12 protein-coding genes are annotated in these 12,281 nt (G+C 68.8%); 1 reads left to right on the forward strand and 11 read right to left on the reverse strand.

From position 1 onward, the window contains the following. Positions 1-101: 101 nt before the first annotated feature. From AC1RTC_RS04530 to hisD, 4 genes are all read right to left on the reverse strand, one after another. Complete coding sequence (locus AC1RTC_RS04530; RefSeq protein ID WP_493154284.1) at positions 102-389, reverse strand: GIY-YIG nuclease family protein; 288 nt, start codon at positions 387-389, stop codon at positions 102-104. A gap of 186 nt (positions 390-575) precedes the next feature. Then, positions 576-1,583, reverse strand: a complete 1,008-nt coding sequence (locus AC1RTC_RS04535; RefSeq protein ID WP_493154773.1) for a quinone-dependent dihydroorotate dehydrogenase — start codon at positions 1,581-1,583, stop codon at positions 576-578. A gap of 2 nt (positions 1,584-1,585) precedes the next feature. Next, positions 1,586-2,059 carry a transcriptional regulator NrdR gene (gene nrdR, locus AC1RTC_RS04540; protein WP_493154285.1) on the reverse strand — a complete coding sequence of 158 codons (474 nt, stop codon included), beginning with the start codon at positions 2,057-2,059 and terminating at the stop codon, positions 1,586-1,588. 20 nt (positions 2,060-2,079) lie between these two features. Continuing rightward, on the reverse strand, positions 2,080-3,387 hold the full coding sequence (hisD, locus tag AC1RTC_RS04545; protein ID WP_493154286.1) for a histidinol dehydrogenase: 1,308 nt from the start codon (positions 3,385-3,387) through the stop codon (positions 2,080-2,082). Positions 3,388-3,456: 69 nt separating this feature from the next. Between hisD and AC1RTC_RS04550 the strand changes: the two genes are divergently transcribed. Beyond that, positions 3,457-3,966: a flavin reductase family protein gene (locus tag AC1RTC_RS04550; RefSeq protein WP_493154287.1), complete on the forward strand. Its 510-nt coding sequence runs from the start codon at positions 3,457-3,459 to the stop codon at positions 3,964-3,966. Here AC1RTC_RS04550 and dnaE read toward each other — a convergent pair whose 3' ends face one another. The 7 genes from dnaE to ftsZ form a co-directional block, all read right to left on the reverse strand. Continuing rightward, a complete protein-coding gene (dnaE, locus tag AC1RTC_RS04555; protein WP_493154288.1) occupies positions 3,967-7,500 on the reverse strand; it encodes a DNA polymerase III subunit alpha in 3,534 nt (1,177 codons plus the stop codon). 73 nt (positions 7,501-7,573) lie between these two features. After that, positions 7,574-8,494: an RluA family pseudouridine synthase gene (locus AC1RTC_RS04560; protein WP_493154289.1), complete on the reverse strand. Its 921-nt coding sequence runs from the start codon at positions 8,492-8,494 to the stop codon at positions 7,574-7,576. 81 nt (positions 8,495-8,575) lie between these two features. Then, positions 8,576-9,382, reverse strand: a complete 807-nt coding sequence (locus AC1RTC_RS04565; protein WP_493154290.1) for a DivIVA domain-containing protein — start codon at positions 9,380-9,382, stop codon at positions 8,576-8,578. Positions 9,383-9,523: 141 nt separating this feature from the next. After that, positions 9,524-9,832: a YggT family protein gene (locus AC1RTC_RS04570; protein WP_493154291.1), complete on the reverse strand. Its 309-nt coding sequence runs from the start codon at positions 9,830-9,832 to the stop codon at positions 9,524-9,526. Positions 9,833-9,875: 43 nt separating this feature from the next. Further along, a complete protein-coding gene (locus AC1RTC_RS04575) occupies positions 9,876-10,340 on the reverse strand; it encodes a cell division protein SepF (protein WP_493154292.1) in 465 nt (154 codons plus the stop codon). A 33-nt stretch (positions 10,341-10,373) separates the two neighbouring features. After that, a complete protein-coding gene (locus AC1RTC_RS04580) occupies positions 10,374-11,042 on the reverse strand; it encodes a YggS family pyridoxal phosphate-dependent enzyme (protein ID WP_493154293.1) in 669 nt (222 codons plus the stop codon). After that, complete coding sequence (ftsZ, locus tag AC1RTC_RS04585) at positions 11,039-12,184, reverse strand: cell division protein FtsZ (protein ID WP_493154294.1); 1,146 nt, start codon at positions 12,182-12,184, stop codon at positions 11,039-11,041. The genes AC1RTC_RS04580 and ftsZ overlap by 4 nt, the downstream gene beginning before the upstream one ends. Between the last annotated feature and the right edge of the window lie 97 nt (positions 12,185-12,281).

Genomic DNA, 12,281 nt, shown 5'->3' on the forward strand with positions numbered 1-12,281 from the left:
GGTTGAGTAAGGCGCTCTGGCGCCTGTATCGAAACCCGGTGGGTTGAGTAAGGCGCTCTGGCGCCTGTATCGAAACCATCGCACCGACGCCCCAGAGCCCCTCACTCCCTACGAAAGACCTTCTTACTCAACCGCGGCAGATCATTGAAACGCCCCTCGATGAGCGCTTTCCGCTTCGCGCGCGACCAGCCCTGGATGCGCTTCTCCATGAAGTACGCGTCGTCGATGCGATCGAACTCCTGCGCGAAGACCAGAGTCACAGGCATTCGCTTCGAGGTGTAGTCGCCGCCCTTGCCTGCGAGGTGCTGCGCCATGCGGTTGTCGAGGCTGCGGGCGCTACCGACGTAGTAGCTGCCGTCGGCGCAGTGCAGCATGTACACGAAGGGCATCGTGCGACGTTACGTCGCACGGCTCAGGTCTGGGCCGAAGGCGGGTGTTTCTGTGGAGGGGGTTTCGATACGCGCCCCAGAGGGCCCTACTCAACCCGCCGGTCTCGATACGCGCCCCAGAGGGCCCCACTCAACCCGCCGGTTTCGATACGCGCCCCAGAGTGCCCTACTCAACCCACCGGGGCCTTAGACGGTGCTACTCAACCCGCGGTTGATCGCGCGCGCCCACAGGGGGCCGCGGTAGAGGAACGCGGTGTAGCCCTGCACGAGCGTCGCACCGGCGGCGATCCGCTGGCGCACGTCGGCGGCGGTCTCCACTCCCCCGACCGAGATGACGCAGAAGTCCGCGGGGACCTCGGCCCGGATCAGCCGCAGCAGCTCGAGGGAACGCGCCGCGACGGGCGGGCCCGAGAGACCGCCGGCCCCGGCCGCCTCGACGACCTCGGCCGCAGTAGCCAGCCCCGCGCGCGACAGGGTCGTGTTCGTCGCGATGATCCCGTCGAGCAGCCCGGCGGCGAGCTGAGCGACCTTGCGCGCCTCGTCGTCCGTCAGGTCGGGGGCGATCTTCACGAGCACCGGCGTTGCGCCCGCGGCTTCCTTGACGGCGGTGAGGAGGGGCGTGAGCCTGTCGAGCTCCTGCAGCCCGCGAAGCCCGGGCGTGTTGGGCGAGCTCACGTTGACCACGAGGTAGTCGGCGAGCGGCGCCAGCGCACGGGTGCTCTCGAGGTAGTCGGGGATCGCGGCATCCACGTCGACCACCCGGGACTTGCCGATGTTCACACCGATGACGGGCCGGCGCTTCTTCGCCCTCGCGGCCGCGATGATCATGGCGGCGGCCGCTGCGCCGTGGTTGTTGAAGCCCATGCGGTTGATCACCGCGCGGTCGGGGATCAGCCGGAACAGACGCGGCTTCTCGTTGCCCGGCTGGGCCCGCGCGGTAATGGTGCCGACCTCGACGTGGCCGAATCCGAGAACGCCGAGGCCCCGGATGCCCGTGCCCTCCTTGTCGAACCCTGCAGCCACCCCGAACGGCGAGGAGAACTCGAGCCCCAGCGTGCTGACCCGGAGCGAGGCATCCGGACGGAAGAACCCCCGCAGGAAGCCGGGCAGGCGGCGGATGACGCCGAAGGCCAGGTGGTGGGCGCGCTCGGGGTCCATGCGCGCGAAGAACGTCCGGAAGATGAAGGCGTACAGCGCTAGTCCTGGGGCAGTTCGGCGGCGTGCTGGTGGTCCACGCGGAGCAGGGTGATGGCGGTCTCGAAGTCCTCGAGCGAGTCGAAGCCCTGGTAGACGCTCGCGAATCGCAGGTAGGCGACCTCGTCGAGCTCGCGCAGCGGGGTGAGGATCGCGAGGCCGATGTCGTTGGCCTCGACCTGGGCCGCGCCCGTCGCGCGGATGGTCTCCTCGACGCGCTGGGCGAGGACGGCGAGGTCGGTGTCCGTGACGGGACGCCCCTGGCACGCCTTGCGCACGCCCGAGACGATCTTCTCGCGGCTGAACGGCTCAACCACGCCGTTGCGCTTTATCACGCTCAACGACGCCGTCTCCGTCGTGGAGAAGCGGCGGCCGCACTCGGGGCACTGGCGGCGGCGGCGGATCGAGAGTCCGTCGTCACTGGTGCGGGAGTCGATGACGCGGCTGTCGGGGTGGCGGCAGAAGGGGCAGAACATGGTGCACCCAGCGTACGCCGCTACCGCGCGAAGCGTGCGGTGACGGCCGCGCCGTGTGCAGGAAGGTCCTCTGCGGCGCTGAGGGCGACGATCTGGGCCTCCACGGCCTGCAGCGCGGTGCGCGTGTAGTTGATGACCTGCTGGGGCCGCAGGAAGGTGTACGCCCCGAGGCCGGACGAGAAGCGCGACTGCCCGCCAGTGGGCAGCACGTGGTTCGAGCCTGCGAGGTAGTCGCCGAGGCTGACGGGCGAGTTCGCGCCGAGGAAGATCGCCCCGGCACTCTCGATGAGGTCGAGTACAGCGCCGGGCTCGGCGGTCTGGATCTCGAGGTGCTCCGGCCCGTAGGCGTTGCTGAACGCGGCGGCGGCCGCCAGGTCGGAGACGAGCACGGTCGCCGACTGCTGGCCGGAGAGCGCGGCGCGCACGCGCTCACCGTGGTGGGCGGATGCCGCGAGCTCCTCGACGCGCGCCGCGACCGCGTCCGCCAGCTCGGGCGAGTCGGTCACGAGCACCGCGGCCGCGAGCTCGTCGTGCTCCGCCTGGGACACGAGGTCGGCGGCGACCAGGCTGGCGTCGGCCGTGGCATCCGCGATCACCAGGATCTCGGTGGGCCCCGCCTCGGAGTCGATGCCCGCAACGCCGCGCACCAGCCGCTTGGCCGCCGCCACGTAGACGTTCCCGGGGCCCGTGATGATCTCGACCGGGTCGAGGCCTATGTCGGGGACGCCGTACGCGAAGGCGCCGATCGCGCCCGCACCGCCCATCGCATAGACCTCGTCGACGCCGAGGAGGCCCGCGGCGCCCAGGATCGTCGGGTGCACCGCTCCCCCGAACTGCTTCTGGGCCGGCGAGGCCAAGGCGACGGATGGCACTCCCGCAACCTGCGCCGGGACGACGTTCATGATCACGCTCGACGGGTAGACGGCCTTGCCGCCGGGCACGTAGAAACCGACACGGCTGACGGGCTGCCAGCGCTGGATGACCTCGGCTCCCGGGCCGAGCTGGGTGACCGTTCCGGCCGGAACCTGCGCCTGCGTCGCCGCCCGCACCCGCGAGATCGCCTCCTCGAGCGCGGCGCGCACCGCCGGGTCGAGAGCCTTCACGGCCTTGGAGATCTCGTCGGCGTGGATCCGGATGCGATCGGGCCGCACGCCGTCGAGGCGCTCCGCCTGATCGAGCAGCGCGAGCTCGCCGCGCGCGCGCACGTCGGCGATCAGGCCCTCGGCAGCCTCCGTGGCGACGGCGACATCGGTCGCCGCACGGGGAACGAGCTGTGCGAGCTCGGCGCGGGTGGACTGGCGGTCACGCAGATCGATCGTGTGCATCATGGCCTGACCAATGCTAGTTGGCCCGCCGAAGAGGAATATCGTGGTCCCGGCCACGATTGATACGGACGTATGAGCGAAACACCCGAAGAACAGCCCGTCGACAGCATCGACGCCTTCAAGAGCGCCTTCCGCAGGCACGCAGCGGGGGTCGCCATAGTGACGGCGCTCATGCCGGACGGCCGCCCCGCGGGATTCACCGCCACCTCGCTGGCCTCCCTCGCCGCGGTTCCGCCGCTCGCGACCTTCAACATGGCGCAGGTCTCGAGCAGCTGGCCCGCGATGACCGTCGGCAACCGCGTCGCGATCCACATGCTCGGCCCGCGCAGCCGCCACCAGGCGGAGCGCATGGCTGCCGCCAACCAGGTGCGCTTCGAGGGCGATCACTGGGCACCCGGACCGCACGGCGTGCCGATCCTCAACGACGTGACGGCGTGGATGCTCGCGCGCATCATCGAGGTGCACCCCGTGCACAACAACGCCGTGGTGGTGGTCGAGATCGAGAACGGCGCCCTCGGTGCCGAGGACGACGCGCTGCTCTACCACGAGCGCCGGTACTTCAAGCCCGGCGATACCGCGTAGCTAGCCCAGGCAGTTCGGGCCGAGCAGGGTCTTGAGCTCGCCGTACAGGTCGGCGGAGACCGTCACCGGGTACGGGATCTCGAACACCCTCGCCGTGCTGCCCTTGATGAGCTTGAGGCGCACCTCGTTGTCGCCCGCGTGCCGGATGAGCACGTCGTTCAGCGCCCCGACCACCTGGGTGGTGGCGCGCTGCTCCTGCAGGTGGATGACGAGCGGCCCCGTGCCGAGGCCCGGGCCGACATCGGGGGTGAACATGCTGACGGCGTGCAGGTTCATCCCGTCGTCGCGCAGGCTCACCCGGCCGCGCACGACCACGATCGCGTCGTTCGTGAGCGCGGGTGAGAACTCCTGGTAGGTCTTGCCGAGGAACATGACGCTCATCTCGCCGGCGAAGTCCTCGACGGTCACGATGCCGTACTGGTTGCCGCTGTTGCGGGCGATGCGGTGCTGGACGCTGGTCACGAGCCCCGCGATCGTGACGTGCTCCCCGTCGCCGGCGACGTCGCCGCCGAGTATCTCGGTGATGGAGGCCGTCATGTGCTTCGCGAGCTGGATCTCGAGTCCCGCGAGCGGGTGGTCGGAGACGTACAGGCCGAGCATCTCGCGCTCGAAGGCGAGCTTGTCGCGCTTCGCCCACTCGGGCCGCTCCGGCACGTGGTCGGCGGCCTCCGGCTCGTCCCAGAGGCTGTCGAAGTCGAAACCGACCTGGCCGTTCGCCTCGGCGCGCTTGACGCTCGAGGCGGAGTCGACCGCGTCTTCGTGGATCTCAATCAGTGAGCGCCGCGTCGCGCCGAGCGAGTCGAAGGCGCCGGCCTTGATCAGCGACTCGACGGTGCGCTTGTTCGCGACCTGGAGCGGCACCTTGCGCAGGAAGTCGTGGAAGGAGGTGAAGCGCCCCTTCTCGGTGCGCGCCCGCGAGATGAGCTCCACGACGTTGAAGCCGACGTTGCGCACGGCGCCGAGGCCGAACCGCACGTCGCCGCGGGTGCCCTCCGAGGGCACGGCGGTGAAGTCGACGCTCGACTCGTTGACGTCGGGCGCGAGAACCTTGATGCCCATGCGGCGGCACTCGCTCAGGTACATCCCGAGCTTGTCCTTGGAGTCGCCGACGCTCGTGAGGAGCGCCGCCATGTACTCGGCGGGGTGGTTCGCCTTCAGGTACGCGGTCCAGTAGCTGAGCACGCCGTAGCCTGCGCTGTGCGCTTTGTTGAAGGCGTAGTCGGCGAACGGCATCAGGGTGTCCCAGAGCACCTTCACGGCGTCTTTGCTGTAGCCGTTGGCGAGCATCCCGCCCTCGAAGTCCTCGAACTGCTTGTCGAGCTCGGACTTCTTCTTCTTGCCCATCGCGCGGCGGAGCACATCGGCCTGGCCGAGCGTGAACCCGGCGACCTTCTGCGCCACGGACATGACCTGCTCCTGGTACACGATGAGGCCGAACGTGGTGCCGAGGATCTCGCGCAGCGGCTCCTCCAGCTCGGGGTGGATCGCCTCGATCTGCTGCAGGCCGTTCTTGCGCAGCGCGTAGTTCGTGTGCGAGTTCATGCCCATGGGCCCCGGGCGGTACAGCGCGATGACCGCCGAGATGTCTTCGAAGTTGGTGGGCTTGAGCTGCTTGAGGAGCGCCCGCATGGCGCCGCCGTCGAGCTGGAAGACGCCGAGCGTGTCGCCGCGCGCGAGGAGGTCGTAGGTGGCGGGGTCGGCATCGAGGTCGAGGTCTTCGATGACCAGCCGCTTGCCGGTGTTCTTCTCGATCATCCGGAGCGCGTCTTCGATGATCGTCAGGTTGCGCAGCCCGAGGAAGTCCATCTTGATGAGCCCGAGGGACTCGAGAGGCGGCTGGTCGAACTGCGTGATGATCGCGCCGTCGTCCTCCCGCTTCATGATCGGCAGCACGTCGAGAAGGGGCTCCGCGGACATGATCACGCCCGCTGCGTGGACGCCCCACTGGCGCTTGAGGTTCTCGATGCCGAGGGCCGTCTCGAAGACCTTCGCGGCCTCCGCATCGGTCTCGATGATGCCGCGGAGGTCTGCGGCCTCCTTGTAGCGCTCGGCGGTCTTGTCCATGACGTCGCCGAGGGAGATGTCCTTCCCCATGATGGCCGGGGGCATCGCCTTGGTGAGCTTCTCCCCCACCGAGTAGGGCATGCCGAGCACGCGGGACGAGTCCTTGAGGGCCTGCTTCGCCTTGATCGTGCCGTACGTCACGATCTGCGCCACCCGGTCGTCGCCGTACTTGTCGGTGACGTACCGGATGACCTCCGGGCGCCGGCGGTCGTCGAAGTCGACGTCGACGTCGGGCATGGAGACGCGCTCGGGGTTGAGGAAGCGCTCGAAGATCAGCCCGTGAGCCAGCGGGTCGAGCTCGGTGATGCCCATGGCGTAGGACGCCATCGAGCCCGCAGCCGAGCCACGACCGGGACCGACCCGGATGCCCTGGCTCTTCGCCCACGCGATGAAGTCGGCCACGACCAGGAAGTAGCCGGGGAAGCCCATCTGCTTGATGACGTCGACCTCGTACTGCGCCTGCGCGAGGTGCGCCTCGTCGGGCGCGTCGTTGAAGCGGCGCTTCATGCCGACGGCGACCTCCTTCTCGAACCAGCTCGCCTCGGTCTCGCCCTCGGGCACCGGGAAGCGCGGCATGAGGTCGCGGTGCTCGAAATTGACCTCACAGCGCTCGGCGATGAGCAGGGTGTTGTCGCACGCCTCCGGGTAGTCGCGGAACAGCTCGCGCATCTGCGCCGCGCTCTTCAGGTAGAACTCGTCGGAGTCGAACTTGAAGCGGTTGGGGTCGTCGAGGGTCGACGCCGACTGCACGCACAGGAGGGCCGCGTGTGCCGTCGAGTCGTGCGCGTGCGTGTAGTGCAGGTCGTTGGTGGCGACGAGCGGCATGCTCAGCTCTTTCGCGAGCCGCAGCAGGTCCTGCATGGTCCGCTTCTCGATGTCGATGCCGTGGTCCATGATCTCGGCGAAGAAGTTCTCCCTGCCGAAGATGTCCTGGAAGTCGGCAGCGGCCTGACGCGCTTCGGCGTACTGGCCCAGGCGAAGGCGGGTCTGCACCTCGCCGCCGACGCAGCCGGTGGTCGCGATGATGCCCTTGGCATAGCGGCTCAGCAGCTCGCGGTCCATGCGCGGCTTGAAGTAGAAGCCCTCGATCGACGCGAGCGACGAGAGCTTGAAGAGGTTGTGCATCCCCTCGTTGTTCTCGGAGAGAAGCGTCATGTGCGTGTAGGCGCCCGACCCGCCGACGTCATCGCCGGACTGGCCGCTGCTGCCCCAGCGGACGCGGGTCTTGTCGCCCCGCGCGGTGCCCGGCGTGATGTAGGCCTCGGTGCCGATGATCGGCTTGATGCCGTTGGCCGTCGCCTGCTTCCAGAAGTCGTAGGCGCCGAACATATTGCCGTGGTCGGTCACCGCGATGGCGGGCATCCCCTGCTCCGCGGCGGCCTGCATGAGAGGCCCGACGCGAGCGGCGCCGTCGAGCATCGAGTACTCGCTGTGCACATGGAGGTGCACGAATGAGTCGCTGGATGCCACTGTTTCTCCGACTTGCTCGAGGGGGTTCCTCAACCCTAAGCCCGACCCCCGGCAGGAGATTCCCGCCGCGCTGCTAGTCGGCCCGAAGCACCTCAAGCGCGTGTTGAAGGTCGGCGGGATAGTCGCTCTCGAACTGCACGTACTCCCGTGTCGCCGGATGCTCGAACCCCAGCCGCTTCGCGTGGAGCCACTGCCGGGCGAGCCCCAGGCGGGCCGAGATGGTCGGGTCCGCGCCGTACATCGCATCGCCGACGCACGGGTGCCGCTGTGCGGCCATGTGCACCCGGATCTGGTGAGTCCTCCCCGTCTCCAGCTGGATCTCGAGCAGAGCGGCGGACGGGAACGCCTCGAGGGTCTCGTAGTGAGTCACACTCGGCTTGCCGTCGGCGACGATCGCGAACTTCCAGCTCGCGCCGGGGTGCCTGCCGAGAGGCGCGTCGATCGTGCCCGCCAGCGGGTCGGGATGCCCCTGCACGACGGCGTGATAGATCTTGTCGACCTCCCGGTCGTGGAAGGCGCGCTTGAGCGCGGTGTAGGCAGTCTCCGTCTTGGCGACGACCATGAGCCCGCTCGTCCCGACGTCGAGGCGGTGGACGATGCCCGCCCGCTCGGCAGCGCCCGAGGTCGCGACGCGGAAGCCCGCTCCCGCGAGGGCCCCGAGGACGGTCGGGCCCTCCCATCCGATCGACGGGTGCGCAGCGACGCCCGCCGGCTTGTCGACCACCACGATGTCGTCGTCGTCGTAGACGATGCCGAGGTCGGCGACCACGATCGGAACGATCACCGGCTCGGACTTCGAGACCCAGGAGACTTCGAGCCACCCGCCGGATGGCAGCCGGTCGGACTTCGACAGCTGCTTGCCGTCGAGCAGCACGCCCCCGGCCTCGATCACCTCCGCGGCGAAGGTGCGGGAGAACCCCAGCAGTTTCGCGATCGCGGAGTCGACGCGGTCGCCCGCGAGTCCGTCGGGCACGAAGAGGCTGCGGGATTCCACGGTCAGGCTTTCAGGGGCTGGACAGCAACGACGGCCGGCGGAGCGGGATACCCGCGCCCACCGGCCGTCGGCTGGATCGGACTAGTTGCCGGCGAAGCCGGGGTAGTTGGCCGGCGGCTGGGTGCCGGCAGGAGCGTTGAACTGCTGGGCGTCGTACGCGGCCGGCTGCTGCGAGTCGTACGAGGGCTGCTGTGTCTCGTAGGGCTGCGCGGCAGCAACCTCCGCGAACGCCGGGGCCGGTGCGGCGGCCGGGGCCGCGCTGGGGCCGGTGCTGAGGGCGCTCGGGGCGTCGAGCTCGCGCAGCTGGCCCTCGATGTAGCCCTTGAGCTTCTGGCGGTACTCGCGCTCGAAGGTGCGGAGCTCCTCGATCTTGTACTCGAGCTGCTGGCGCTCCTGGTCGAGCGAGCCGAGCTGGGCGCGCTGGCGGGTCTCGGCCTCGGCCACGACGCGTGCGGCGGTCGCATGGCCCTCGGCAATGAGTGCATCGCGCTTCTCGACGCCCTCGCGGACGTGCTCCTCGTGGAGTCGGCGAGCGAGCTGGAGAAGGTTGTTCGTGTTGCCCGGGTCCATCGGGTTCGCGTCGAGGCCGGCACCCGCGGCGGCGAAGGCCGGGGCTGCTGCAGGAGCGGGAACCGCGACGGGCTCGGGCTGCTGCGTGAACGCCTGCTGCTGGGGCTGGGCCTGCCCGGCGCCCGCGCGCTGGAGTTCGTTGATGCGGCCGTCGCTCGCGACGAGGCGCTGGCGCAGCTCCTCGTTCTCCTGGTTGAGACGGCGAAGCTCCACGACCACCTCGTCGAGGAAGTCGTCCACCTCGTCCTGGTCATACCCCTCACGGAACTTCGTGGGTTGGAACCGCTTGTTGACTACGTCTTCTGGAGTCAAAGCCATTGCCGTCACCTCAAACACTTTCTATAGCCGCACCGCCTGCCAGATGTTTTCGGAACATCGGGAAGACATTGAATTAACTTCCATCTCGCGGGTAGAACCAGTCGTCCCCACCAGACCTGAGTCCACAGTACAGCGAAGATGTCAGTTGACGAATCCCAGCGAGACAGAAATCAGGATGACAGTCACGAGCATCACGATCGTCCAGGCGAAGTCGAGAGCGGCTCCCCCGATGCGCAGCGGCGGAATCACGCGGCGCACGAGCTTGATGGGCGGGTCCGTCACGGCGAAGACGGCCTCGGCGAAGACCAGGCCGATTCCCCGGGGCCGCCAGTTGCGCGCGAAGGTGCGCACGAGGTCGAGGATGAACCGCGCCCACATCAGCACGAAGAAGATCGTCAGGGCGATGTAGACGACGATGGCGATGATCGAGACAGGCGAGACGAAGGACACCTCGAAAGACTAACCGGTGCGCGAAGCGGCGCCCGCCGCGCGGCTACTGCGCGAAGAACGAGGCGTCGACGTCGGACTCGACCTCGGCGTGGTCCCCGCTCACGGCGACGTGGGCCGGCGACAGCAGGAACACCTTGTTGGTGACCCGCTCGATCTTGCCGTAGAGCCCCTGAGACAGTCCGCTCGCGAAGTCGATGAGGCGGCGGGCATCCGGCTCGCTCATCTGAGAAAGGTTGATGATCACCGGGATGCCCTCGCGGAAGTTCTCGGCGATGAGCTGCGCGTCCTTGTACTGGCGCGGGTGAACGGTGAGGATCTCGTTCATCTCGGCCGCGGCGGGGCGGGCAGAGCTGGCGCGGCGCAGGGGCGTGACTGGCGCGCGGCCGGGCGCCTGGGCGGCCTGGTGGTGGGCGACGGGCGCGGCCGGAGCCGAGGGGCCCTGCTCGTACTCGTAGTCCTCGTCGGCGAGGCCGAGGTACACCATCGTCTTGCGCAGCGGATTTGCCATGTGATTCCCCTTACTGAAGCTTCCACCACGACATTAACCTTTGGCGGGTCTATTTCCGGTGATTGCCGTGCCGATTCTTAGGTGTGTCGCGCCCTCGAGGATCGCGTCGGCGTAGTCGCCCGACATCCCCATCGAGAGCGCGGTCGCGCCGGGCGCGGTGCGCACCAGCCGCTCAGAGAGCTCCCGCACGCGGGCGAAGGCCGCTCGGGGCTCCTCGCCCAGAGGCGCCACGGCCATCAGGCCGAGCACCTCGAGACCGCCCTCGAGGGCGAGTCCGGCAAGCCGCTCCAGGTCGGCGGGGGCCGCTCCCCCGCGATCCGCGTCGTCGGTGAGGTTGACCTGGATGAACACGCGCGAGCCCGCGAGGGGGCCGACCAGCCCGTCCCGGTCGAACGAGTGGACCACATCGGCGTACGCCGCCACCTGCTTCGCCTTCTTCGACTGCAGCTGGCCGATGAAGTGCCAGGTCGTCGGGTCGCCCAGTGCACCGAGGTCGGCGAGCTCCGCGAGCTTCGGCTGGGCCTCCTGGTGACGGCTCTCCCCGAAATCGCGCACCCCGAGCTCGTACAGGTCGCGCACGAGCTGGGCGGGGTGGAACTTGGTCACGACGATCGTGCTGATCGACCCCGGATCGCGCCCGGCTCGCGCCGCGGCATCCGCGACACCGGTCTGCACGGCCGCCAAGCGGTCGGCCAGGCTCATTTCAAGAAGTCAGGGATGTCCAGGTCGCCCTCGTCCTCGTCGAAGCTGCGGTCGACGGGGGTGTGAACGAGGCTCGGCTCCGGGGTCCAGGCCTGGGTGTCGGCGAGGGTCGAGTCGGTCTGCGCCGGGGCGCTCGCCGGGGCGTCCGGCACGACGTAGTTGGTGCGGCGGCCCTCGCGCACGCGGGTCACGGGCTCGCCGCCGTCGAAGCCCGCGGCGATCACCGTGACGCGCACCTCGTCGCCGAGGGTGTCGTCGATAACCGCGCCGAAGATGATGTTGGCCTCGGGATGCACGGCCTCCTGCACGAGGCGGGCCGCATCGTTGATCTCGAAGATGCCCAGGTTCGATCCGCCCTGGATGGAGAGCAGCACGCCGTGCGCACCGTCGATCGACGCCTCGAGCAGCGGACTCGCCACGGCGAGCTCGGCAGCCTTGATGGCGCGGTCAGCGCCGCGCGCGGAGCCGATGCCCATGAGCGCGGAGCCGGCACCCTGCATGACCGACTTGACGTCGGCGAAGTCGAGGTTGATGAGGCCGGGTGTGGTGATGAGGTCGGTGATGCCCTGCACACCGGCGACGAGCACCTGGTCGGCGGTCGCGAACGCCTCCAGCATGCTGATGCCCCGGTCGCTGATCTCGAGGAGTCGGTCGTTGGGGACGACGATGAGCGTGTCGACCTCGTTCTTGAGGTTGACGACGCCGATCTCGGCCTGGGCCGAGCGGCGCTTGCCCTCGAACCCGAAGGGCTTGGTGACGACGCCGATGGTGAGCGCGCCGATCGACTTGGCGATGCGCGCCACGACGGGAGCGCCGCCGGTGCCGGTGCCGCCGCCCTCGCCTGCTGTGACGAAGACCATGTCGGCGCCCGCGAGGGCCTCCTCGATCTCCTCCGCGTGGTCCTCCGCTGCGCGGCGGCCGACCTCGGGGTCCGCGCCGGCGCCGAGGCCGCGGGTGAGCTCACGGCCCACGTCGAGCTTCACGTCGGCGTCGCTCATGAGCAGCGCCTGGGCATCCGTGTTGATGGCGATGAATTCGACGCCGCGCAGGCCGAGCTCGATCATGCGGTTGACGGCGTTCACGCCGCCGCCACCGATGCCGACTACCTTGATCACTGCGAGGTAGTTCTGGTTTGACGTCACTTCCGGCCTCCGCTGCCTGTTGCAGAAATGGTGCGTGCCGGAGCCAACCTTCAACCTCTACCTGAGGTATAAAGTAATGCCCGGTATGCATTTCTTG

The sequence above is a fragment of the Rhodoglobus sp. GW821-FHT12B09 genome (assembly GCF_058809925.1).

Coding starts and splice junctions, on each gene's coding strand:
- AC1RTC_RS04530 (WP_493154284.1), bottom strand. CDS start 389: ATGCCCTTCGTGTACATGCTGCACTGCGCCGACGGCAGCTACTACGTC.
- nrdR (WP_493154285.1), bottom strand. CDS start 2,059: ATGTTCTGCCCCTTCTGCCGCCACCCCGACAGCCGCGTCATCGACTCC.
- hisD (WP_493154286.1), bottom strand. CDS start 3,387: ATGATGCACACGATCGATCTGCGTGACCGCCAGTCCACCCGCGCCGAG.
- AC1RTC_RS04550 (WP_493154287.1), top strand. CDS start 3,457: ATGAGCGAAACACCCGAAGAACAGCCCGTCGACAGCATCGACGCCTTC.
- AC1RTC_RS04565 (WP_493154290.1), bottom strand. CDS start 9,382: ATGGCTTTGACTCCAGAAGACGTAGTCAACAAGCGGTTCCAACCCACG.
- AC1RTC_RS04575 (WP_493154292.1), bottom strand. CDS start 10,340: ATGGCAAATCCGCTGCGCAAGACGATGGTGTACCTCGGCCTCGCCGAC.
- AC1RTC_RS04580 (WP_493154293.1), bottom strand. CDS start 11,042: ATGAGCCTGGCCGACCGCTTGGCGGCCGTGCAGACCGGTGTCGCGGAT.